At 41.0% G+C, this 26,117-nt stretch carries 15 protein-coding genes; 4 read left to right on the forward strand and 11 right to left on the reverse strand.

Annotation, left to right across the window (positions count from 1 at the left end; genetic code table 11):
* The first annotated feature begins 7 nt into the window (after positions 1-7).
* Entirely contained in the window at positions 8-2,149 is a 2,142-nt protein-coding gene (locus KFO40_RS00295; protein WP_211145949.1) for a S46 family peptidase, read from the forward strand.
* A gap of 98 nt (positions 2,150-2,247) precedes the next feature.
* Here KFO40_RS00295 and KFO40_RS00300 read toward each other — a convergent pair whose 3' ends face one another.
* The 10 genes from KFO40_RS00300 to KFO40_RS00345 form a co-directional block, all read right to left on the reverse strand.
* Positions 2,248-4,173 carry a DEAD/DEAH box helicase gene (locus KFO40_RS00300; protein ID WP_128858647.1) on the reverse strand — a complete coding sequence of 642 codons (1,926 nt, stop codon included), beginning with the start codon at positions 4,171-4,173 and terminating at the stop codon, positions 2,248-2,250.
* A 114-nt stretch (positions 4,174-4,287) separates the two neighbouring features.
* Positions 4,288-5,355 carry a tyrosine-protein phosphatase gene (locus KFO40_RS00305; protein ID WP_118218542.1) on the reverse strand — a complete coding sequence of 356 codons (1,068 nt, stop codon included), beginning with the start codon at positions 5,353-5,355 and terminating at the stop codon, positions 4,288-4,290.
* 162 nt (positions 5,356-5,517) lie between these two features.
* Positions 5,518-6,987: a glycoside hydrolase family 125 protein gene (locus KFO40_RS00310; protein ID WP_118218540.1), complete on the reverse strand. Its 1,470-nt coding sequence runs from the start codon at positions 6,985-6,987 to the stop codon at positions 5,518-5,520.
* Between the two features lie 38 nt (positions 6,988-7,025).
* Positions 7,026-8,186: a glycoside hydrolase family 76 protein gene (locus KFO40_RS00315; RefSeq protein WP_118218538.1), complete on the reverse strand. Its 1,161-nt coding sequence runs from the start codon at positions 8,184-8,186 to the stop codon at positions 7,026-7,028.
* 22 nt (positions 8,187-8,208) lie between these two features.
* Positions 8,209-9,714 carry a sulfatase family protein gene (locus tag KFO40_RS00320; protein WP_008023830.1) on the reverse strand — a complete coding sequence of 502 codons (1,506 nt, stop codon included), beginning with the start codon at positions 9,712-9,714 and terminating at the stop codon, positions 8,209-8,211.
* Between the two features lie 8 nt (positions 9,715-9,722).
* A complete protein-coding gene (locus KFO40_RS00325; RefSeq protein ID WP_118218536.1) occupies positions 9,723-11,111 on the reverse strand; it encodes a sulfatase-like hydrolase/transferase in 1,389 nt (462 codons plus the stop codon).
* 44 nt (positions 11,112-11,155) lie between these two features.
* Positions 11,156-12,664 (reverse strand): sulfatase-like hydrolase/transferase, encoded by a 1,509-nt coding sequence (locus KFO40_RS00330; protein WP_118218534.1) that lies wholly within the window; start codon positions 12,662-12,664, stop codon positions 11,156-11,158.
* 114 nt (positions 12,665-12,778) lie between these two features.
* Positions 12,779-14,446 carry a hypothetical protein gene (locus KFO40_RS00335; protein WP_225450114.1) on the reverse strand — a complete coding sequence of 556 codons (1,668 nt, stop codon included), beginning with the start codon at positions 14,444-14,446 and terminating at the stop codon, positions 12,779-12,781.
* A 32-nt stretch (positions 14,447-14,478) separates the two neighbouring features.
* Entirely contained in the window at positions 14,479-16,332 is a 1,854-nt protein-coding gene (locus tag KFO40_RS00340) for a RagB/SusD family nutrient uptake outer membrane protein (protein WP_008023835.1), read from the reverse strand.
* A gap of 21 nt (positions 16,333-16,353) precedes the next feature.
* Complete coding sequence (locus tag KFO40_RS00345; RefSeq protein ID WP_008023837.1) at positions 16,354-19,509, reverse strand: SusC/RagA family TonB-linked outer membrane protein; 3,156 nt, start codon at positions 19,507-19,509, stop codon at positions 16,354-16,356.
* A 409-nt stretch (positions 19,510-19,918) separates the two neighbouring features.
* Here KFO40_RS00345 and KFO40_RS00350 point away from each other — a divergent pair, with 409 nt between their 5' ends.
* Genes KFO40_RS00350 through KFO40_RS00360 form a run of 3 tightly spaced genes read left to right on the forward strand, consistent with a single transcriptional unit; the run spans position 19,919 to position 24,239 of the window.
* On the forward strand, positions 19,919-21,298 hold the full coding sequence (locus tag KFO40_RS00350; RefSeq protein WP_118218530.1) for a sulfatase-like hydrolase/transferase: 1,380 nt from the start codon (positions 19,919-19,921) through the stop codon (positions 21,296-21,298).
* 22 nt (positions 21,299-21,320) lie between these two features.
* Entirely contained in the window at positions 21,321-22,682 is a 1,362-nt protein-coding gene (locus KFO40_RS00355) for a sulfatase (RefSeq protein ID WP_008023841.1), read from the forward strand.
* A gap of 27 nt (positions 22,683-22,709) precedes the next feature.
* Positions 22,710-24,239 carry a sulfatase-like hydrolase/transferase gene (locus tag KFO40_RS00360; protein WP_008023842.1) on the forward strand — a complete coding sequence of 510 codons (1,530 nt, stop codon included), beginning with the start codon at positions 22,710-22,712 and terminating at the stop codon, positions 24,237-24,239.
* A 102-nt stretch (positions 24,240-24,341) separates the two neighbouring features.
* On the opposite strand, the gene KFO40_RS00365 is transcribed toward KFO40_RS00360, so the two are convergent.
* The gene (locus KFO40_RS00365; protein WP_008023843.1) at positions 24,342-25,943 is read right to left on the reverse strand and encodes a DUF6377 domain-containing protein; all 1,602 of its coding nucleotides are present in this window, start codon (positions 25,941-25,943) and stop codon (positions 24,342-24,344) included.
* Positions 25,944-26,117: the final 174 nt, after the last annotated feature.

The raw sequence follows: 26,117 nt of genomic DNA on the forward strand, positions 1-26,117 counted from the left end.
TAGTAATATGAAATTCAGACTAACTGTCTTGATAGTCTTTTCCCTCTGTCTGTCAAATGTATTTGCCGATGAGGGAATGTGGCTGCTGGGAAACCTACGCAAAAACAAACAGTCAGACCGGGTAATGAAAGAACTTGGTTTGCAAATGCCTGTGAATAAAATATATAATCCGAAGAAACCCTCTCTTTCAGATGCTGTTGTCAGCTTTGGAGGTTTCTGTTCGGGAGTGGTGGTTTCCGAAGACGGTCTGGTGTTTACTAATCATCATTGTGGTTTCAGCAGTATCCAGCAACACTCTTCTGTGGAACATGATTATCTGAAAGATGGCTTTTTTGCACGTAGCCTTGACGAAGAGCTGCCGAATCCGGAGTTGTATGTCCGTTTTCTGCTTCGTACGGAAGACGTAACCAAACGGGTATTATCTGCCGCCCGTCATGCTAAAACGGAAACAGAACGCCGTGTAGCTGTTGATTCGATCATGAATGTAATCGGTCTGGAAGTTTCCGAAAAAGATTCTACGCTGACCGGTATTGTCGATGCTTATTATGCAGGTAATGAATTCTGGCTTTCCGTTTATCGTGATTATAACGATGTTCGTTTAGTCTTTGCACCTCCTTCTTCTGTCGGGAAGTTCGGATGGGATACGGACAATTGGATGTGGCCGCGACATACGGGCGATTTCAGCGTATTTCGTATCTATGCAAACACCAAGAATGGTCCGGCTGATTATTCTCCTGACAACGTCCCTTATCACCCTGAATATGTGGCGCCCATCTCTTTGGATGGATACAAGGAAGGTTCTTTCTGCATGACGCTTGGCTATCCGGGAAGTACGGAACGCTATCTTTCTTCGTATGGTATCGAAGAGATGATGAATGGAATCAATCAGGCAATGATTGATGTGCGGGGAGTAAAACAAGCAGTTTGGAAACGGGAGATGGATCGTCGTCCGGATATTCGTATCAAGTATGCTTCAAAATACGATGAAAGCTCCAATTATTGGAAAAATAGTATCGGGACAAACAAGGCCATCAAGCATCTGAAGGTATTGGAAAAGAAACGGGCGGCTGAAGCAGCACTTCGCGACTGGATTCAGTCTCATCCGGAAGAAAGAGAGAAACTGATTCGTTTATTCTCTTCTCTGGAGTTGAGTTATAGTAATCGTCGGGAAACAAATCGTGCGTTGGCTTATTTCGGTGAATCGTTTATCAATGGTCCCGAATTGGTGCAGTTTGCTCTTGAAATTCTCAATTTCGACTTTGAGGCCGAGGAGAAGCTGGTGATTACCCGCATGAAGAAGTTATTGGAGAAGTATGATAATCTTGATCTTTCCATTGATAAGGAGGTTTTTGCTGCCATGCTCAAAGAGTATCAGTTGAAAGTGGATAAGAAGTATCTGCCTGCTATGTATGAAAAGATAGATACACTCTATAACGGGAATATTCAGGCTTATGTAGACTCTTTGTATGCAACGTCCAATATAACGTCTCCTAAGGGCCTAAAACGTTTCCTGGAGCGGGATACTACGTATAATCTGATAGAGGACCCGGCTGTTTCCTTGAGTCTGGACCTGATCGTGAAGTATTATGAGATGAATCAGAGTATTTCCGAAGCTTCCGAGCAGATAGAGCAAGGGGAACGCTTGTTCAACGCTGCCATGCGCCGTATGTATGCTGATCGTAATTTCTATCCGGATGCCAATTCCACTATGCGGCTTAGTTTCGGAACGGTTGGGGGATATACTCCTTTTGATGGGGCCACTTACGATTATTATACCACCGTGAAAGGCATCTTTGAGAAGGTGAAAGAACATGCAGGTGATATTGACTTTGCCGTCCAGCCCGAGTTGTTGAGTTTGCTTTCTTCCGGTGATTTCGGAAGATATGCCAATGCACAGGGAGACATGAATGTTTGCTTTATTTCTAATAATGATATTACAGGCGGTAATTCCGGCAGTGCCATGTTCAATGCTAAAGGAGAATTGCTTGGGCTGGCTTTCGATGGCAACTGGGAAGCAATGAGCAGTGACATCGTATTTGAACCTGACTTGCAGCGTTGCATCGGAGTAGATGTGCGGTATATGCTCTTTATTATGGAGAAATATGGTAAGGCGGGCAATCTTGTTCAGGAGTTGAAGATAGCTCGATGAAGTAAATGTTTCGATAAAAGATATATATTTACTAAATAGAAAGGCAACTAATCTGTGGTAGTTAGTTGCCTTTCTATTTTATTTAAATGAATTCCTTTTTACTTTTTGGGTTTTCTACGTGCCCATCCTTCCTCGCTGAAGTCAGGCTCTTTGTCTTTGAAAAATTCTTGCCAGTCATCTTTCTTTTTTGGACCACGGGCATCAGAATAACCTCGTTCTGCACGACTAGGTTTATCTTTTTTAGCTGATTTAGCACCTTTTGCAGAAGCATCTCTCGATTTTCTATCCTTATTCTCATAGCGTGGTGCACGTTCGTCACTTTTGCCGCCGAATCGTTTACCTCCCTTGCGCTCATTAGAACTGCTTTCGCGTCCTTTTCCGCTTTCTTCACCGGCTATTTCAATAACGACCTTACGTCCGTTCCATTTAGCTTTGTTCAGCGCTTTAATTACATTGGTCGCTTCCTTTTCGGGTACTTCAAAGAAAGAATAGTTCTGCATCAGGTCAATGCGTCCCAATTCAATGCGCCCTCTTGTATTGCTGTTCAACAGTCCGATAAGATCACTTGGAAAGAAGCTGTCTGTTTTACCCAGATTGATAAATAAGCGGTTGAAGCCTGGAGCAGCTTTTCGGCTTCTTTTCTCGAAACCACCTTCTTTACGATCACCACGTCCGGCGCGTTCTGCACGCATATCGGTTGGTTGTTCTATTTCAGGACGGTTGCGGTAATATTCTGCAAAACGGTTGAATTCGTGAGAAACCATTCGTTTAATCAAGTCCTCTTTGCTTAGCCATTCCAGTTTGCGATAGATTTCCGGCATAAAGTCGGCAATCTCTTCTTCGTTCACTTTTACTTTTTCGAGATCATCAATTACCTTAATCAGCTGTTTCTGACAGATACCTGCCGCTGTCGGCATTTCTCCGACAATAAATTTTTTGCTGATAATCCGTTCGATTTCTCTCATCTTTCCCTTTTCGCGGAGGTTGATGATGGCAATGGAAGTTCCGGTTTTTCCGGCACGCCCTGTACGTCCGCTACGATGTGTATAGCTTTCTGTGTCGTCAGGCAATCCGTAATTGATGACATGTGTCAGATCGTCTACGTCAAGTCCACGGGCAGCCACGTCAGTTGCAACGAGCAGTTGCAGATTACGGATGCGGAATTTCTGCATAACGGTATCCCGTTGTGCTTGGGAAAGTTCGCCATGCAAAGAATCGGCATTGTAACCTTCCTGCATCAATTTGTCTGCAATTTCTTGAGTCTCTTTACGGGTACGGCAGAAAATGATACCGTATATTTGTGGGTAGTAATCGACGATACGTTTTAAAGCTTCATATTTATCTTTAGCTTGTACGGTATAAACAACGTGTTTAACGTTGTTGGTACTTTCATTCTTACGGCCAATAGTTATTTCTTTCGCGTTACGTAAGTAGTTCTTGGAGATACGTGCGATTTCCGGGCTCATTGTTGCAGAAAACAGTAGTGTGTTACGTTCTTGCGGTACATCAGCCAGGATGGCATTGATACTCTCTGTGAATCCCATATTAAGCATTTCGTCCGCTTCATCCATTACAACGTTGTGGATGGTAGATAAAGATACGGTTTTGCGTTCCATCAGGTCCAGCAGACGTCCTGGTGTGGCAACGATGATATGTACACCTCGTTTCAGGCTGCGTATTTGGCTATCAATGGAAGAACCACCATATACAGGCAGCACTTTCAGTCCGTCAATGTATTTGGAATAGTCGTTCAGATCTCCTGCTATCTGGAGACAAAGCTCGCGGGTAGGGCAGAGGATAAGCGATTGTGGAATTCTGTTTTTTACGTCAATCTGTTGGAGCAAGGGCAAACCGAATGCGGCTGTTTTACCTGTTCCTGTCTGTGCAAGAGCTACTACATCATTATTTTCTCCTAAAAGGTACGGAATCACTTCCTCTTGTACCGGCATGGGATTCTCGTATCCCATTTCTTCAATTGCTCTACGTATCTCCGGAGAAACGCCAAGCTCTTCAAATGTCTTCATTAAATCTCTGTATATCTTTTATTTCAGCTGCAAAGATAGTTAATTTAGTTGATAATAAATGGTTGATAACGGATAATTATTGTAGACGTCATCGTATTTATCATTTATCAACAATCAATTATCTGTTAATAAAATGCTGCGCAACTGTTTTAAATCTTCCGTAGAAAGTCCGATTCCTTTTTTCAGATAGGTTTGTACACTCCCATATTCAGATTCAACCTGTTCCTTTGCGGCATTCAGGAAATCTTCTTTAGCCGAATAGATGGTAGTGATTGCTTCTTGAGAGTTGATCGGCAATTTGTAGGCGTATTTAGAGGCTTTGGGGATATTGAAATAATCGTTACTCAAACGATAATCTTCCATTATCACATCTTCATTGACGCCTAGAGCGGCGAGTAAGAGTGCGGAAACAATTCCTGTACGTCCTTTTCCGGATGTACAATGAATGACAACCGGATAATTGCTACGGTCGAGAAGAATGGTGAACAGCTCTTTGAATTCCTTTTGGTAGTTTGTAACTAATTCCCGGTTCATTCGTTCTACGAGGCGGTAGATGGTATCAGTTTTTATTTTTTCTTCCCGAATACCTTGCAGAATTTTTTCCATGTTCCCTGTGAGGATGGGAATATGTACGATTTTAAACTTGTCATCATGTAGTTGCGGATAGTTTTGGCGTTCACTTTCAGAACGTAAGTCTATGATTGTTCGTATTCCCATATTCTTAAGCTCTTGGCGGGAACAAGGAGGGATACTGTCTATTTGTGCGGAACGGTATATCATTCCCCAACGAAGAGATTTTCCGGTGTTGGCAGATTCGTATCCTCCTAAGTCGCGGAAGTTCTGTATACCGGGGATATTGATGTTGCGGGTAGCTACTTTGATACGGTATTTGTTGTTAAACACCATCAAGTAGTAATAACGTTGGGACGGATCGTTGGTTACGATTGTCATTTTACCACTGGAGATGCTAGCCATTGCAATGGGAGAATCTTCCGGAATTATTTCCGGAGAAGTAGAGGTGTATACTTTTACCTGTCCTTTTAATATCGGTGTTGTTTCCCATTTGATAATACAGTTTCCTATATTATTTTCCTCACACACCACAGATATAGCAGGTGATGTGCCGGAGCACGACGGGAGCACTAATAAAACAGTAAGCCAGCTTAACAGGTTTTTATACATAGTTTCTTTGTCTTGAATCGTATACTGCAAAGATAAGAATTACCCGAAGATGTGATAATTCCTTTGCGATAATTAGCCAAAGTTAATAGTAATTTACGTGTTAAAAAAGGGCGCATCTTCCGGTGGAAGAGCGCCCTGAATGAGAAGTTGCTTGAATCAGCTTTATTGAATACTGTTTAATAAATCCGTTTTTCCTTCATTGATTAACTTTAGAATAAGTTCGCCAAATAAGGTATTTTGCCATGCAAACCAAGCACGGGTGAAGTTATTGGGGTCATCTTTGTGGAAAGATTCATGCATAAAGCCTGTCCCTGCATCCGTATTGATCAGCATTTTTACACAATCTTTGATCTCCTGATCGTCCTGACTGGTAAATGCTTTCATCATGATGCTCATCGGCCATACCATATCATAACCGATGTGAGGCCCGCCAATACCTTCTCCTGCCTTTCCTTTGAAGAAATAAGGGTTATCCTTGCTCCATACAAAACGGCGTGTATTTTGATAGATAGGATCGTTGATTTCTACATCACCAAGGTAAGGCATTGCCAGCAGACTTGGTACATTAGCATCATCCATTAAGAAATGATTTCCGAAGCCATCTACCTCAAAGGCATAAATTGTACCATATTTAGGGTGATTATAAGTCGCATATTTTTTTAGTGCAGCTTCTACTTCTTTTGCCAGATCTGTGCATTGTTTTGCCAGTTCTGCATTTTGATTTACAGCATTTAGAATTTCGGCAGCTTTCTTTAGCGAAGAAACAGCGAAGAAGTTAGACGGCACGAGAAATTGCAGGGTTGTAGCATCGTCAGATGGGCGGAAAGCTGAAACAATAAGTCCGACAGGATTTACCGGAGCACCTAGGCCATTATTGTTCAATGTATCGAGTGCACGTTCTGTTTTGCGTTGAAATTTATAAGGTCCCACTCCTTCTTTGCGTTGTTGCTCCTTAAAAGTAGTCAGGATATTGGTGATGGCTTGTATCCATTCACTGTCGAAAATACTGGCGTCACCGGTTTCCTTCCAATATTGGTAGGCCAGACGTAGTGGATAACATAGAGAATCTATTTCCCATTTTCTTTCATGTAATTCAGGTTTCATGTCGGTCAGGTCGGACATCCATTCCCCTCCGACAGCTCCGTCATTAAAAGCATTAGCGTATGGATCAATATTGATACATTTAAATTGTCTGCGGATCACTCCTTCAAGCATTTTCTTTAATTCCGGGTCTTTATTGGCCAGTTGTACATAAGGCCAAACCTGTGCTCCCGAGTCACGTAGCCACATGGCATGAATATCGCCTGTATAAACAAAAGTATCAGGCTTGCCGTCTGTTGTGCGATAATGAACCGTTGTTTCAAGGGTATTGGGAAAACAATTCTCGAACATCCACGCCAATTTTTGGTTAGTAAGCAACTTTTTTACTCTGATAATTTCTGCTTCCACAGCTTTTGATGTAAAAAGACGCTTGTTTACAGGTGGACGGTTACTTTTATAAGCGGCCACTTCAGCTGCCTGATTGACTACATTGGTATGATCTTTAGCAAGAATAAGTTCAGTAGCATTCGCATGACTTCCCATTAATAGGGTGGTTGTAATAATGCATATTCCGATGTTTCTTTTCTTCATCTTTACAGTGTTTTTGAGAGGATTATTAAAAGTGGTTATTATAATTTGATTCCGGCTAATCTGCCGTACATTTCTACAAAAGCTGCTTGTGTCAAAAGCCATTTTTTCTCATTTTTATCTGTTCCGCTCCAATCTGTTTGGAAGAGTCCCCGTTCATCCCTGGCATATTGCCATGCATAATCAAGGCTTTTTTGGAAGTCGGCTAGATAGGTCTTATTGTGATCTGTGTGATAAAGTTCTATAAATCCTCTTAGCATGACTGCTGTGAACCAGATATTTCCTTTTTTCAGTAATTGAAATGTTTGTCCGTTCGGCGAGGTGAAATGAGTGAAAAAGTGCTTGTGACATGCTTCGGCTATATTTTGAGCATCTTCCAGATAGTTTTTCTGTTTTGTAATTTGGTAGAGTAGGGCGGCTGCTTGCATCATTTGGCCGCTATTATAGGCGAATTTGGCACGCCCGATTTTCTTGTTGAGTGCAATGTTGTCAAAGTATAAATGATCTGTTGGATCTTCTAAATTCTTTTTAGTCCATTCGTATAACTCTTTCCCTTGTTTCAAATAGGTGCTGTCTTGAGTTGCCTGAAATAGTTTGAGAGCAAAAACGGCTCCCGGTGCATTTGAACAAGTGTTTTTGGACTCTTTTTTCTGCTCACACCAGTAGATCCCTCCTCCGAGCACTTCGTCTTTACCGCTAAGAATGAACTCCCATATCAGTTCGGCTTTTTCCAGATAGGCTTGTTTTTTAGTCATACGATAAGAATCGGTAAAATCAATGCCTAACCAAACGTTGTCATCATAAAAGCGATCAGAGAGAGGTTGATTACTGATATAGGATGAGTAAGCGAATGGTTCTCTTCGTGTGTCGAAATACTCTTCTAGTCCGGGTAGTACTTTATTTTCCAGAAGTTTCTTGTATTTTTTGTTTCCAGTGCTCTCCAACAGTGCGTTTACTGCAGAGAATGTACCCGAATATGGCCAAAGATAAGAATATTCATTATGTCTTTTTGCTTGTTCTTCTGACGCCAGATAAGTTGCTTTGTTGTTCTGGTCAGAAGGATAATTTTCGCGCAGCAAACAAGTATTGGGTGCTGCATAATATTTGTAGAGGGCATCCAAAGTTTGTTGGGCTCTTTCTGCGTTAGGACTGGTTGTTGATAGAGTCAATGCACAGAAAATGTTCACTAGTAAGTAATGCATGGTTTTGTTGTTTTATAAATGATTATTGCATAAAAATATTTACCTGTTTCCAATCGTTCTCAGTATCGTTTGCTACTTCTGCTCCTGGTGTAGAACGTCCTTCTTTCACGTACTTTCTAATGAGCTGTGTCATTTCTTTTACTTCTTGCTCGTAGCATTTATCGTGAATAATATTTTCTTTCTCCGATGGATCTTCTTTAAGATTAAATAGTTGCATTGGAGGTAATTGTGCTAGATCTGCGGGTTTATTAGGGTATCCCCATCCGCCTGAACCTCCATTGAATACTAGTTTAAGTTGTGGTGTACGCAGAGACAGATATCCTTTTCCTGATTCATAAACAAGGTCTTTGCGGTTAGAAGCCCCTTGCTTACTTAATATAGGCCATATACTGTAACTATCTACAGCTTCTTCATCTTTTAGTTTGTGATTGACCATTTGTGCAAAAGTTGCATAGAAGTCGGTAAGAGAGACAAGAGAATTATTTGTTTCGTTGGAGAATTTTCCTTTCCAAGATACTATTAGGGGAATTCTATGTCCTCCTTCATAAATATCTGTTTTATAACCTCTGTAAATATAACTTGGAAAATGTCCTTGTTTTTCCATCTCTTTTACACCAACATAGGGTGCACAACCATTATCAGATGTAAAGATCACAATGGTATTATCTAGTTGACCATTTTTTTGTAGTGCTTTTATGATTTGTTGTATCATATCGTCTATCATCACGACAAAATCACCATAATCTCCTATTGTGGTTTTTCCCTTATATTTATTTGCAGGTAATACCGGTGTATGAGGAGCTGTGATGGGCAAATACAAGAAAAAGGGTTTCTTGCTGTTTTTTTGTTTGCTGATATAGCTTATGCTGTGACGAATGATATTAGGAAGGCAATCTTGTGGATCAAAGTCAGCTCCTGCTACTCCCCCATGCATCAGTTTAAGTCCTTTTTGAGGTTCGATTATATGATTAGGAAGGGCAGTCACTTTGTTATTTTCTACATAGACATAAGGTGCTATGTCAAGAGAAGAAGGTATGCCGTAAAAATAGTCGAACCCTCTTTCTGTAGGACCATTTTTGATAGGAAGTGAAAAATCTACATCTTTTTTATTCTGGGCATTTTGAGGATATCCCCAGTCCCAGCCTAGATGCCATTTGCCAATACAAGCAGTGTTATAGCCATTTTCAGATAACATTTGGGCTATTGTTCGACGATCAGGAGTAATCATGGCAGGAGAGTATCCATCAAGTACTCCTTCTTTTAATTTAGTGCGCCATGGATATCTTCCAGTGAGAATGGAATATCGTGAAGGTGTTGACAAAGCGGAGGACGAATGGGCATCCGTAAAAGTAATCCCATCTTGAGTCAGATTATCAATGTTGGGAGTGGAAATCTTAGATTCTGGGTTGAATGCTGAGATATCTCCATAACCTAAATCATCCGCTAATATAAATATTATATTGGGAGATTGGGCGTTTATGGCTGTTGTTGTAAATAGTGCCGATGAGAATGTTATTAGTTTATTCATATAATTTTTTAGTATGAGTGTAATATCTGGTCTAATCCCATGTCTTTAGGAGTTTCTAATAAAGGAAATTCTGGTAATATGCACATAGGCACTGCAGGATCTCCCACTTTCCAAGCTGGTATAGTTAAGAAGAGCTTTTCTAGCTTTTTTCTTGACTTTTCCGCTTCTGCACTTCCTCTACCCTTTTTGATCGGATTTGTTTCCTCGGGATCGTTTATCGTGTCATAAAAATTGCCATCAGAATAGAGCTTATATCGTACATCTCTGAAAAATTGTTTTGCATTTTTACTTCCTGATGTGCCGAATCTCGAATCGTAATGGCAGAACACCCATTCGCGAGCCTTACCTTTCTTCCCCTTTATTTGAGGTAAAAAGCTTTGTCCGTCTATATCCCATTCTTTAGGCACTTTAGTATTCATGGCTTCGGCAAAAGTAGGCATAAAATCGGTAAAATCTATCATATCTGTACATTCATGTTCTGTATAGACACTCTTTCCCCAGTAAACTATCATGGGTACACGTACTCCGGTGTCGCTTGTCAGTCCCTTTCCACCCCTCACTACCGATCCATCTTTCATGGTTGTTCTAATTTTACGATTTGTTCCGTTATCTCCTATAAAAATGATAATGGTATTACTCAATAAGTTCAAATTTTCCAACTTGTTGAATATCATGCCCACGTTTTTGTCTACATGTTCTACCATCTTTGGAAAATTGGCGTTATTGCGTACCTCGCGCATAGAGGGGTCTTCCCATACGTCACTTTGTGGAGTGGGGTAAAATGGGTCGTGCACCAGTACCATAGGATAATACACGAAGAAAGGTTTAGCTTTGTTTTCTTCAATAAAGTCGGTCACATATTGAGCGAATATATCCGGTCCATATTCATCGTTTGAATAAAGTTTTATACCTCCATCTTGTTCTATTAATGGAGCAGCATATCTTTCTTTTATCATCCTGTCATAGCTTAACTGCCAAAGGCAATAGCGATCAAAACCAAAATGATGAGGTAAGTTTTTGTTTCTGCCTAATTGCCATTTGCCGGCTATCATAGTAGTATATCCGGCATCTTTTGCCAAATGGGCAAATGTTTTTTCCGTTTGATTCAAGTGTCCAAAGCGTGAGTAATTCTTATTGTTGTATTTACCTGTCATTAGTTGTACACGTGATGGTGTGCTTAGGGGTTGGGAGAAACAATTGTCGAATCTCACTCCTATTTCCGAAAGTCTGTCAAGGTTTGGGGTATGATAGGTACTACCGTAACATCCTAAACATTCGCGCCCCATATCATCGGCTAAGATTAACACGATATTAGGCTGACTGTTGGTTGTTTGAGCCATCAGTGCCGAAGGAACTATTGCGAGACATTCCCATAAGAGACAATTAATTGCTTTCATTTGTCGATATTTTGAGATATTAATATTTTAACTTTAGAAATCTGCTATTGCATGAAAATTTCGATTTGCTCCCAGCTATTGCCTGTATCATTCGCGCTCTTCTTTCCGGGTGTGGAACGTCCTTCTTCTACATACTTCCTGATTAGTTGTGTCATTTCTTCTACATTTTTCTTATAACGTTTGTCACCGATGAGATTCATTGTTTCCGACGGATCTTTCTCCAGATCGAAAAGTTGCATACTAGGCAACTGGGCAAGTTCGGTAGGCTTGTTCGGATAACCCCATCCGCCTGAACCACCGTGGAATACTAGCTTCAATTTGGGAGTGCGCAGAGAAAGGTATCCTTTGCCCGATGCATAAATAAGGTTCTTACGCGCAGACGTCCCTTTTTTGTTTAGTATTGGCCATATACTATAACTATCCTCTGCTTCTTTATCCTTTAGCCGATAGTTCATCATTTGGGCAAAGGTAGCGTAGAAGTCGGCAAGTGAGACCAGTGATCCATTGATTTCGTTTGCGTATTTTCCCTTCCAGGATACGATGAGCGGTATACGGTGTCCACCTTCGTAAATATCATTTTTATAACCTCTGTAGATGTAACTTGGGTGATGTCCTTTCTCTTCCATTTCTTTTACACCTATATAAGGAGCGCATCCGTTATCCGATGTAAAGATGATGATGGTATTTTCCAGTTGGTTATTTTTCTTTAATGTTTCCACAATTTGTTGCACCATGTCATCTATCATGACTACGAAATCGCCATAATCTCCTATAATTGTTTGACCTTTATATTTCTCTGCCGGTAATACGGGCGTATGTGGTGCGGTGATGGGGAGATAGAGGAAGAACGGTTTCTGACTGTTGCGTTGTTTGTTGATATAATCCACGCTGTGGCGTATGATATTAGGCAGGCAGTCTTGCGGCTCAAAATCGGCGCCTGCCACTCCGTTGCGTATCAGTTTGATTCCTTTCTGTGGACCGATGGTACGGTTGGGAAGAGCGGTCACTTTGTTGTTTTCTATATAAACGTGTGGAGCTGTGCCCAGCGATGCTGGTATGCCGTAGAAATAGTCAAATCCTCTCTCTGTAGGTCCGTTTTTGATGGGTTGTGAGAAGTCTACATCTTTCTGCTTTCTCTGACTATTTTGTATGTATGCCCAGTCCCAACCAAGATGCCATTTCCCGATGCAGGCAGTGCTGTAGCCGTTTTCAGAAAACATTTGGGCAATTGTCCGGCGGTCGGGAGTAATCATGGCTGGAGAGAACCCATTCAGCACTCCACTTTTCATGGTTGTCCGCCAAGGATACCTTCCGGTGATAATGGAGTAGCGCGAGGGAGTGGAGAGTGCGGAAGATGAATGGGCATCCGTAAAGGAAATTCCGGAGTGTGTCAAGTTATCGATGTTCGGAGTATGGATTTTGGATTCCGGATTGAATGCCGAAATGTCCCCATAGCCTAAATCATCTGCTAATATAAATATCACATTGGGCGATTGCGCCTTTATGGCAGTTGCCGCAAGGAGTGCGGATGAGATTGTTATTAGTTTGTTCATCACTTTTGATTAAATCTTTTTGTGAATTCTATATCTTTATCAATTAGTCTATGTGAGTCCAATGAATTTTCAGAGTAATATAACGTGAAAAATCATTGAACTCACATTTGTTGTTTATTCTTGTACTATAACATTTATAGGACAGGTGAATCCATTCTCAAATTTGGGGGTTGCCGTGCCTGAGTTAGGCAGTGAATCGAATATGAAAGTGAATGTTCCCGCTTTATTTAATAAGGTACTTGCATCCGCATTAAAATCGACATACGATATGAAGTACTTTTCATTTAATTTTGGATCATCAAAGAAATGAACGGTCTCATTACTTTTCTTGTTGGCTGTTCCAGCTCCAATTTTGGATTTGTTACCGGCTACTTTTACAACATCTGGTGTGTAGAATCCTCTAAACCAATTGTTCTTACCGTCATCATGCGCTTTGAAGTTATAGCCTATTGGTGCTGTAGCTCCTTCTGACTTGTATGTTGCAAACCAAATGCGCAAAGCAATATTACCTCCAAGTGCCTCTCCTTTGGTTAGAATTTTTGTTTGCTGGTTACTTTTGTATACCAATTCTCCTCGTACTGCTTTTACGGGATTACTTTCTGTAGGTTCCCAATCTTCATTGAAGGTCGGTATGTTAGTATCAGTAGTAAGGTTTGGATTGACAACAAATCCGGATACCGGATTTTCAGTAATTGTAAATTCAAAAGGCACCCATCCTGTTTCTCCTGTGACAGGATGTTTGGGAAAATACTGCACGATGTCATTACCGGCATCTGTATTTGCATATTTGATATATATCTTATAGTTACCAGGCTTTTCGATATAAGACTTGGGCGTTGAAGCACTGATAGTCCAAGATGCAGATGACATGGGGCGTGTGCGGTTTCCGCCATAGAGTATATCAGATGTGTTTTCGTCCCACATGCCTACAGAAATTGGTTTTGAGTTTGTCCCATGAAAGAATATGTCATTTTCTCCCCAAACGTGGCTTAGAGCGCCGTCTTTTAATGTAAAAGCTTCGGGGTATTGTTCGATGTTTTCTTGGGTGGGAATAAACAAGGTAAGTGCTTTTACGCCATTTTCTTCGGTAAAACTGGGGCGAATGGCATTATTGGCAATCATAATGGAATTGTAACGTAGGTTAGCAACACAGTTGTATGTAAGTCCTGCAGTTTTGATTTCTGTGGAGGGACTGGACATTCGCGCATACCAAAATATTTGTTCGTTTTGTGCTCCGGTCACTGGAGCAGATTGATTTACCCAGTTAATTTCTCCACCGAGAAGAACAAAAGGTTTCTCACTGGTAGGAATGAGTTCACGTGCAGGACGTTGAGTGCCCTCAGCCCAAATTGGAATTGTTTTAGTGACAGTAGTGCCAATTTTTTCTCCATCTTCAAAAATATCAAATGAGATGGGTACCGACCCGTCTTGCGTTGGGGTTCCGCTTATTGGGAAATAAGCATATTGTTTATCTCCCTGAAAGGAGAGTTGTACCTCTCCGTCTTCTATTTTCAATCCTGTTTCGGATGACCGATCGACAAACTTGACGAGTAGTTTCCGACCAAACCCGTTGACGAACGGAATACCCAAGCGGTCACCCGGTTCGTTTTCATCACCAGCAAAAGCGGGGGTACCTTTAGCTAGGAATCCGTCTACATAAATGGTTGATTCTTGTACGTTTAACCCCTTTTCTTGTACAATATATTCTATTCCGGGGTGTTCGCAAGAACAGAACAGACTTGAAATAAACAATATGGATAGTAATGCGGTAATCTTATTCATAATCATGTTTCCTTTCGTTTATATAACATTTGTTATCTTGCACCATAATTTTGTGTCAGCTTAGGATTGGAACGTATCTCTTGTGACGGAATAGGAAATAAGGTACAGTATTGGTCAATCTCAAATTTTTCGCTCTTCATATAGTAGTTGTTCACATTAGGAGAGCTGTTGGAAGTATAAGCATTATAGAAATTGGTGAAGTGTTGGTTCATTACTTCTACTGCTTTCCCTGAGCGTACGAGATCGAACCAGCGATGTCCTTCGAACGCCAATTCCAATGTTCGTTCGTCATAGATTGCTTGGTAAACCTTTTCTGGAGTATCTAGAACCCATTCTTTATTAGAGTCTCCAGATGCAAGGTACGGAACAATACCGGCCCTTTCCCGTACAAGGTTGATTGTATTATTCAAAACGCTTTGTGACAGAACTCCGTCACTTATATGTGCTTCCGCTTCTGCCAATAACAGCAGTACGTCCGCAAAACGGAGGATATACCAATTGTCATCAGAATCATTTACTTTATATTCTGATGAACCCATGTATTTGCCGCACATCCACTGGTCGTCTGCGCTAAAGCCTTTGACAGAAGTCCGGAAAGAGGTACCAGTATAAGGGTCGTAAGGATATGCGACGTTTTGTGTATAATCTTTATTTTCATTAACCGGAAGATAAGAAATACCATCTGTGTCTAATTTGATATTACCGTCGCTGATGCGTGTATCGGTGTAGATAACATCATCGAATTTGCGTACTTCATATTGATAATCGGGATACATGGAATCCCATTTCTTTGCCATGTCCATAAAATATCCGGTCGGTGCGCATGCGCCATTTCCTTGATTTGAAATGGGAGATGGGATATATCCGTTTGAGTTGGCTTTATTGCGGGGTGCATAGGATGCGGGTGAGAAAAGAGTGTAGAACGGGCTGCCCAATCCTTCTGCCTGACCTGTTTTATATTCCACTTCCCATATAGACTCACTTGAATGTTTGTTTGTGGGCTTGAATAATTCACTGAAATTCGGGTACAATTCGTATCCTCCATTGTTTATCACATCTTCTAGATAATACTTGGCGGCTTCGTATTGCGTAGTGGTCGTTTCCGGATAAAATACGGTAATGTTTGGATTGGCAGATATATCTTTCCATGCTTCTACGTTGGGATAAGCAGCTTCTGTGATGTCGTTCGGCATGGATAGAAGTACTTTTCCCAGTAAAGCCTCTGCCGCATATTTGTTGACTCTTCCTGTTGGAGTTTTCTCTCCGTTATTTGTTGAGCGATAAAGATTGTTAGATTCGATGGCGGTGGTCAAATCGGTGAGAATTCGTATATACACCTCTTCTGTGGATGCACGCAGATGACCTCTGGAATCTGTGTATTCTTGCGGGATATCCATAATGATGGGTACTCCGCCGTAAGCGCGAACTAAGTTGAAATAGAAAAGGGCACGTAGTACTTCGGCCTCTGCAATGTATTTCTGAACGGCTTCATCATTTCCGAAAAGTTCTTTTCCTTTCTCAATGACCGTGTTGGCTCTTATGATTCCTTTGTAGTGATGAGCCCAGTAGTTTTGGTTTCCGCTGTTGTTGGCAGATATGGTAAATTTTTCAATTTCATGTCGGAAAGTATTGGCATAATAATTGGTCTGATTCGGGAATGCGACATCCGAACGCACATCACCGAAGAGATAGATGCTGGCCGAATACAGTCCGTTGTCTCTCAATGAAGAGTAAGTTGAATACAATGCCGAACGTATATCATCGGGTGACTTGTAGAAATTTTTACCCGTTAAAGTGGTTTCCGGCTCAATGTCTAGAAAACCAGTACAAGCGGACATACAGGTAGTAACCAATGCCATTGTAAATATATTCTTCAAATTTTTCATATTCTTTTTCATGCTTTAGATTTATAATGTAACTTTCAGTCCCATGGTGAAATTTCTGGATAAAGGATATCCGGTACGGTCGATGCCCGGTGCGGTGGCCGAACGGAATGTGTTGGCTTCGGGGTTCATACCGGTATATTTGGTGAAAGTATGCAAGTTGTCGATATTGAAACTTAGTACTAATCCGTTTAAAAAGGTTTTCCGAAGCATCTTTTTGTCGAATGTGTACGAAAGTTGGATATTACGGATGGACAGATAAGAACCATCTTCGAGATATCGGTTGGTAAATTTACTCATTTCCGTAGTTGGACGTACATCATTGGAGGTGTAAGTACGGTCCGCTAAACCATTACCCGGCGATTCGGGCGAACGCCATCTGTCTACTACTTTGATGGAAAGGTTGTTATTGTTGTTTCCGCGGAGTGTTTCACGTAATGTATAGTTGTAAATCTGATTTCCGTATTGTCCGTTCAACTGAAAACTAAATGAGAAGTTTTTGTATGAGAATGTGTTGACCATACCGGCATTGAAACGTGGATAAGGATTTCCTATAATAGTACGGTCATTATCATCATAAAGTCCGTCACCGTTGAGATCATACCATTTACAGTCTCCTGGACGAACGTTCGGGTCGAAAGCTAGTCCTGAATAGGGGTCGTTCCGCAGTGCTTGAATCTCCTCCATTGACTGATAGATACCGCCGAATACATTTCCGTAGAACATACCTATCGGATAGCCTACTTTCGTGATGTTTGATTCTGCTACTCCATCAGTGATGGCTTCAGAATCGAGTCCTAGTGCCAATACCTTGTTTCGGTTGGCGGAGATGTTGAACGTAGTTGTCCATTTGAATTTGCCGGTCAAGTTACGTGATACGATATTGAACTCGATACCCTTGTTTTCAACGGAACCGACGTTTTGTAGCATGCGTGAAACTCCTAAAGTGCTTGGAACGATTGTATTGAGAAGCATATCGGAGGTGATAGACTTGTACAAATCAAGTTGCATGAATATTCGGTTGTGGAAAAGACCTATATCTATACCTAAGTTTGTCTGTTTGGACACTTCCCATTTCAAATCTGGATTAGCAATGTTCGATGGAGCCCAGCCATTTACAACAGAACCATCTACTATATACGATTGCTGTGACATTTTGGTCTCATAGTTGTAGTCTCCGATAGCATTGTTGCCGGACAAGCCGAAGCTACCTCGCAATTTGAGTTCACTAAGTACTTTCCTGAGTGGTTTCATGAACTTTTCTTCTGTCATAGCCCATCCTGCAGAAATGGAGGGGAAATAACCATATTTGTTGTTCTTTCCGAAGCGGCTTGAGCCATCTGCACGGAATACTCCTTGAACCATATATTTTCTTTTGTAGTCGTAGGTCAGTCGGGCTATGTAGGATAGCATACGGTCTTCGGTTTTATTATAATATCCTCCGTTGACTACACCTCCGTTGATGGAAGGTAGAGATTCTGTCGCAAAATGATAGGCGGATGTGTAGAGCTTGTTGAGTTGGTTGCTTTGTATAGTCATACCTCCTACGGCACTGATGTTATGGTCTCCGAACTCTTTCTGATAGGTCAGTATGTTTTCGTTAATCCACATGAGCTTGCGGGTCATTGTGGTGGAAGCCTCAGAGTCAGTACGGTTTTTGCCAATGGAAGCCGGATACCATATTGAGTTTTCGGATGACATGATATCGATAGCCAATGATGGTTTGAACGTTAATCCCTTGGCCAACTTTAATTCGAAGTTAAGACCGCCAACAATGCGATTCTGACTCGTTTCGTTTTTGTACTCATGAGCGATTCTGACTGGGTTGTCTTGGTTGTCAGCTAATGGCGAATCGGTAAGAGTGGGGAATGCACCGGTTTCGGGATCTCTTGAATCGGTTGCCTTAGTCGGTGCCAGGTTGTACTCTAATGTGGAAAAATATTCTCCATTCGGGAGTTTGACCGGGAAAAAGGGATACATGGAAATTGCGGTTCGGATTACACTGTTCGAGCCTTCTCCGCCTTCTCTGGTCCTTCTCTGATTGATAAACGTAGGAGCAAAGTTCACAGTTACTTTGGCCCATTTATTTAATTCGATGTCGAAGTTGGAACGGAAAGCGAATCTTTTCATTCCAGTACATATCAGAATACCTTCCTGGTCGAAGTATTCGCCGGAAATTCGGTAACGCATATTTTTACTTCCTCCTGCAATAGATAAGTTGTATTTCTGTTGAATGGCATTTTGGAAGATGGCATCTTGCCAGTCTGTATTGAGATTCTCGTCGAAAGGAAAATAGTCTTGATTTTGATTTGTTGTGTAACGGAATCTTTCATTCAGATTCTTATCTTTATAATATTCCAGCAATTGGGCTGTGTTCATCAATTCAAACTTATGTTGTATTTGGGCTATGGTGGTTGCGGCATTAATGGTTATTGTTGGTTTTGCACTTTCACCGCGCTTTGTGGTAATAAGTATTACACCATTGGCACCGCGCGAGCCATATACAGCGGTTGAAGCGGCATCTTTCAGAATCTGAATGTTGGATACATCATCAGGATTGACTGCTGACAGGCCGCCTTCCATCGGTATTCCGTCGACAATGTATAAAGGTTCCGAGCCAGCAGTAACGGTACCGATACCACGAACTTCTACATTAATATCACCACCGGGAGTTGCATCGGAAGTCTGTATACGAACTCCTGGCACTAAACCCGAGATGGTCTGTTCGATGGAAGAACCTACATATCCAGATAATTCTTCGGATTTGATGGAGGTCATGGCAGACGTTATTGTTCTTTTGGTCTGGGTTCCATAGCCAATGACTACGGTTTCATCCAACATATAGCCGTCTTCAATCATGACTACCTTAATAAGTTTCTTTGGATCTTTGATTGTGATCTCTTGTTTTTGAAATCCGATGAACGAAAATTCAAGAATTGGATTTTTACCTTTCGTTTGAATTTTGAAAGTGCCATCAATAGTAGTGGTGGTCCCATAATTGGAATTTTGGCAAAGGACATTCACGCCGGGTATAGGCTGTCCTTGCTCGTCAACAACAGTTCCTGTTGCAAATGTTCGGGCATTCTGGGCGTATGTATTTCCATCTGTATATGAAGAAACTGCAAATATGGAGAATACAATAATTAGGAAAAGAATGCGGATAGAAATAATATTTCTCATATAGTAATAAATTTAGTTATGCCACAAAAATACAATCAATATACTAATTTTTTATAGGATGTAAAGCCGCCAAAGAGAATTTGTAAAACAGTATAATATATAATATATTGAATAATAGCTGTTTATGTGCCGTGAGTGATGGGGAAAATGTAATAGGTGTGTGAACTGTTTATAGTTGAGGAAGGTGTTGAATATGGAGATATCGGATTTTATATTCATTTTTACCATAACTACATAAATTGTCTTTATTTCCAATGTATTTATTTGATTTATAGAGTTTTATCTGTTGGTAGACTTACTTTTATCTTAAAATGGAACCAGATGTGACTCAATGGTATTAGCATTTCGTATATTTGCATAAATATAAAAGTATTTGTTTTCCCTTTCAACAACTAAAATCGCATAAAATATGAAGAATCACTCAAGACATTTTGTAGCCGCTACTTGTGCTTTAGCAGCATTTTCTCCTGTTGAAATGATGGCTCAGAAACAACCTAACTTTGTTATTATCGTTGCAGATGATATGGGATATGGTGATGTGGGCATATATGGTAATGAGTATATAAGGACCCCGAATATTGATCAAATGGCGCGAAAGGGGATGATGTTCACAGACTTCCACTCGAACGGTTCAGTTAGTAGTCCGACGCGTTGCGGGCTATTAACCGGACGTTATCAACAGAGAGCTGGTTTGGAGAGAGTTCTTTTAGTACCCCGGAATGATAAAGATAAGGAGGTGGGACTTCCGTCGGAAGAAATAACCTTTGCAAAAGTCATGGGAGACAATGGATACCGGACAGCTTTGATTGGCAAATGGCATTTAGGATATTTACAGAAACATCATCCGATGAATTTCGGCTTTCAGAAGTTTGTAGGTTTTAAGTCCGGAAATGTCGACTATCAGAGCCACCGCAACCGTTATGGTGATATGGATTGGTGGGATGGACTGGAAGTGAAAGATATGCCGGGATACACAACAACCCTATTAACAACGCTCTCTGAAGATTATATAAAGGAAAATAAAGATAAGCCGTTTTGTCTATATATAGCACATGCGGCTCCTCATTCTCCCATGCAGGGCCCTCATGAGAAAGCGATTCGTACAGAGGCCACTCCGGAAGGGGATAAAAACTCTGATAGATCGAATAAAGAAATCTATAAAGATATGGTAGAGGAATTAGACTGGAGTGTAGGGCGGATTCTGGAGACACTGAAGAAATATAAACTGGATGAGAATACTTTCGTTGTCTTTTTCTCCGACAATGGTCCGGTAATAAATAATGGAGGTTCTGCCGGAGGATATAAAGGTGCTAAAGGAAGTCCATGGGAAGGTGCTCATCGTGTTCCTGGCATTTGTTATATGCCCGGTACTATTAAAGAGGGCACAACATGCGAACAAACAGTGATGAGTTTCGACCTTTTTCCAACTATGTTGGATATGGCTGACATTCATTATAACGATTCAAAGAAGAAACTGGATGGAACCTCTCTGGTGCCTTTGTTCAAAGGAGAAAATCTTGCTCCAAGGCTTTTATTTTGGGGTAATGGTAATAAGACTATATCAGTGAGAGACGGTAAATGGAAACTGGTTCGTTACAATCAAAAGGGGGACATTACGCTGCATTTGTTTGATTTGAACAATGACCCATACGAGAAAAACAATTTGAGCAAGCAGGAACCTGAATTGGTTGAAAGACTGGACAAAGAGATTACCCACTGGGCTGAGTCCGTCTATTCGGAAGTTCCTGATCAGTTTGCTCGAAAAGTACAGCGCACGAATAAAAAATAACACGTTAACATACATAGTAACTATGAAGATAGAAAAAACAGCCTTGTTGGCATTGGGAGCTGCTATGACTTCCGGTGCGGCTTTGGCCTCGAATACGGTTGATAAATCGACTCCTAATGTCTTGCTGATTCTTGTAGATGATCTTGGATTGGGCGATTTGTCCTGCCAATATGCCAAAGATTTGAGTACTCCCAATATTGATCGCATCTTTGAAACGGGAGTACGTTTGGATAATTTTTATGCCAATTCATCGGTATCTTCTCCTTCGCGTGCCGCACTGTTGACCGGGCGTTTCCCGGCTATGGTAGGAGTGCCCGGAGTCATACGTCCCTCCGTTGACCAAAATTGGGGCTATTTCGATCCGTCTGCCGTCACTATGCCCGAGGTGCTCAAGAATGGTGGTTATAGAACCGCGCTGATTGGTAAATGGCATTTGGGTTGGGAAAGTCCGAATCTTCCTAATGAAAGAGGATTTGATCATTTTCATGGCTTTCTTGCGGATATGATGGATGACTATTACACGCATCGGCGACAGGGAGGAAATTATATGTACCTGAATGACAAGGAAATCGATCCTAAAGGCCATGCTACCGAATTGTTTACTTCATGGAGTGTGGATTATATCAAGAAAGAAGCAAAAGAGAAGAATCCCTTTTTTCTTTATCTTGCCTACAATGCTCCCCATTCTCCTTTGCAACCTCCGGTAGAATGGGTGAACAAGGTGCAAGAGAGAGACAAGTCTCTGCCGGTTAAGCGTGCAAGGCTGATAGCCCTGATTGAACATTTGGATTATAATATAGGTAAGGTGATACAATCTCTTGAGGAAAGTGGTCAATTGAATAATACGTTGGTGATATTTGCTTCTGATAATGGAGGAGACCGGGGAAGTATGGCGAACAATGGTCCTACCCGGGGTGCCAAAGGCGATATGTTTGAGGGTGGTATTCATGTCGCTTGCGCATTGAATATGCCGGGAGTTTTCGAAGGTGGCCGACGTGACAATCACTTCGTGGTGATGATGGACCTTATGCCTACTATATGTGACTTTGTAAATGTACCAGTCAAGCATGAGATAGACGGTATTTCCGTACTGGATGCCATTAAGGGAAAGACCCAGAACACAGAAGACCGCTTTGTCTTCTGGCTCCGAAATGAAGGTGGCGCGCAGTTTTGTGGCAAGTCACAGAGTGCTGTGAGGTATAATGAGTATAAACTTTTACAGAATCTTCCCTTTGAAAAGTCGCAGATGTTCAATTTGGAAGAGGACTCTTTGGAAACTACTCCGCTACCTTTGCAAGGGGATATGTTTCGGAAATTGAACAATGCAATGACTAAACATTACCGTGCTTGGGGGGCAGTCCCTTGCCAGGCACCGTCTAAATAGAAACTTAAATCATAAAATAAAACTAGTATGATGAATTTAAAAATGAAAAACAAGACTCTGTTCCTATGCCTTCCAGCTATATTAAATGTCCCTTTTGGAGGCTCTTCCGTATTCGGAGCAAATCCAGAAAAAGTCAATAAAGAAAATAGCCCGAAACGTCCTAATGTACTTGTATTACTAACGGATGACCAGACATTCAGCACTATCCATGCCTGGGGTAATAACGAAATTCAGACTCCGAATATGGATAGGCTTGTCAATCAGGGTATGTCATTCACCCAAACTCACGTAATGGGCGGGCTCAATGGCGCCATCTCGCAGCCCAGTCGTGCGATGCTCCTTACCGGGCGCGGTCTGATGGATGTACACCGCAACGGACAAATCATCCCCAAGAATGAGAAAACATTTCCCGAACTGTTCCGCGAGAACGGCTATACAACCTTCGGAACCGGCAAATGGCATAGTGACAAAGCTGCATTCAACCGTTCGTTCTCTACGGGTGCAAATATTTTTTTCGGAGGAATGCATCCCTATGGAAATGAAAAGGAAGAAAAGGGACACCGATGCCCTTATCTGCATGAGTATGACCCGACAGGGAAATACAAAAATGGTCAATGGGTAAATGCATCACTCAATACTTTCTCATCTGAGTTGTATGCCGATGCCGCCATCAAGTTCATTGAAACAAATGCATCGAATGATAACCCGTTTCTGATGTATGTCGCATTTACTTCGCCGCATGATCCGCGTAACGTATTACCCGATTACGGACGCAAATACGGCAGCAAGGAAATTACGATGCCAAAGAATTTTGTCACACAGCATCCGTTTGATAATGGTGATCTTAATGAACGTGATGAAAAACTGTTGCCTACTCCGCGTGTACCAGAACAGGTGCTTGCTGAAAGGGCCCGCTATTACAGTATGGTGAACGAGGTAGATGTTCAGATAGGACGTATCCTTGATATGCTTGAAAAAAGCGGCAAAGCCGATAACACCATCATCGTATTTGCTGCGGACAACGGCCTTTGTGTCGGAGAACACGGACTGTTGGGGAAACAGAACTTATATGAAGCAGCGGTGAGAGTGCCTTTAGTGATATGCGGACCTAATATCCCGCAAAATGTCATGAGCGATGCCTACTGTTATCTTTATGACCTTTACCCCACTCTCTGTGATCTTTCGAATATAAAGGCGCCAACTACTGTTAAGGGTATTTCATTAGCGCAAACCATACAGAACCCGAAAGTGAAAAAGCGCAAGGACATATTGCTGACATATATTAACCTCCAAAGAGCCATCAAGAAGGATGGCTTCAAACTTATACTTTACAATGTGGACGGTCAGCGTCATCCACAGCTTTTTGACCTTAAGGCGGATCCAATGGAAATGAATAATCTTTATGACAATCCGAAGTATAGTAAAAAACGTGAAGAGCTTACTAAATTACTTTATGCTCGAATGGCGTCTGTTGGCGATTTCTGTGATCCTACTAAACCGGATTGGGGCTATCCGACGAAACTGAAATGGGAACAAGTTGTTAAAGTCAATCCTTGATGTAGAAGAATGTGTGTTCGGGGGCTTGTATAGCTCGATATGAGAAAAATAATCATTCCCACTGCAATAAGAAAAAAACAGCTTATTGCAGTGGGTGTTTTTTTATTGTCCGATACGTCCCACTCTTTCCTCGAAATCGTTACGATCACCAATGGCTTTGCTTCTCATTTTTGAGCGGTAGTTGTAAATGGTCGATAGTGAGTATTGCAGGAAATGGGCTATTTTCACACTATCTGTGATTCCTAACCGAATCAGTGCAAAGATTCTCAGTTCGGGAGTCAGTAGTTTACCAGTACCAGGTATTATGGCATTTTCGGGTGATAAGAGCGCGTTAAAGTCCGCTACGAAGTTGGGGAATAAGTTGAGAATAGCTTTGTCGAAATTATTGTAGAACTCGGCCAAGTCTTCTTCCGTGTTCAACGAAGATTTGAGGAAAGAAACCACTTTATTGATATCTTCACTCTTTGCTATTTTAAGGGCTCTTTTTTTGAAACTGTCTATCTGAGTGATATAGTTGGTGTATTGTTCCATATATAATCCCACATATTCTTCCTTAATTTTACTGCTATCAGCCAGTGCAGAGTTTATGTTTTGTATTTCATCCAAATGATATGACAGGCTTTTATTGGCTTGTTCCACTTTTTTCTTTTGCTTTTTTAGTTGGGTGAAAAGTATAAATAATAGGATACAGACAAGGCACAGCGAACTGAGTAGGCTACTAATAATAACAAATTTGCGTTTTTCTTTCTCTTGAAAAGCCTTGTCGATGAAGAGGTACATATCCGAGGCTTCAATTGTATTGATTCTGGCATTACATAAGATGGCATCTTCCATTGCATTTTTCATGTATGTGTATGCCCGATCTATGTCTCCACTCTCAAAAATAAGTTTTGCCAATATTCGCAAAGAACGGTTCTCTCTAGTTCCGCTTATTGCATCGGATATGGCAGATATGGCAAAGTACTTGATTGCATTCTTAGAGTCACCTTTGCCTTGATAGGCAGAGGCTAATGAATAAGCTAATATGCCGGCATTCCGTGAATATTGGGGATAGCTTAAATAAGCACTATCCAGCATATAGATGGCATCATTATATTTCTTTTTGTGTAGCAGGATAGGAGCAATTGTGAAAGCCCGTATATTGGAAGGGACTTCTGCGCATTGAAGTAAAGAGTCACGATAAGTTTGTTCTATCAAATCATTCTTGCGTGATTCTATTTCACTGGAAGCAAAATTCTTTTGGTGATTGTAGATAGTGGCTTGCCCGAGGAAGTATTCCACTTTAAGTTTGGGAGACAATAATTCATGTTGTATGGGATTGACAATGGACAATGCTTCTTTGAAAAATCCCATGGAAGATAAAATACGTGCATAGTCTAACTTGGCTTCAATGATAAGCTCTCCATCTCCACTTTCTTGAGCTAATTCATTCATATGAATAGCATAGGTTAAAGCGGAATCTTTTTGAAAGGAAGAATAGGCGAAACATAATAATTCGGCTATTTGTACTTTTTTGTGTATTTTATGGTGTAACTTCAGTTCTATTTTGAGACTATCTATTTGCTCTTGCTTTTGTTCTGCATAATCTAATTTATACTTTAGGGCTTTATCTAATGTTTTTAGTAATGATTTGATTTCATCGTTAGCTGTAGCCGGATTGATAAAAATAAAGCAGAGTAACACAGGTAAAATAAACTTTCTCATGATTATATTAGATTTTATCGCTAAAGCTGAATTTGGGATAAAGGTAAATATAATATTTGATAAATGCTAGCTTGTGATTTAATTCTCATGTCTGAGATTTATAATTCCATACCAAACCGTAAAAGAATACCAGTTTGATATGGAATTTATGATATGAAATCTTTTTCAGAAATG

The organism is Bacteroides sp. 1001302B_160321_D4, assembly GCF_015667765.1.
In the GTDB taxonomy this organism is placed as follows: domain Bacteria; phylum Bacteroidota; class Bacteroidia; order Bacteroidales; family Bacteroidaceae; genus Bacteroides; species Bacteroides xylanisolvens.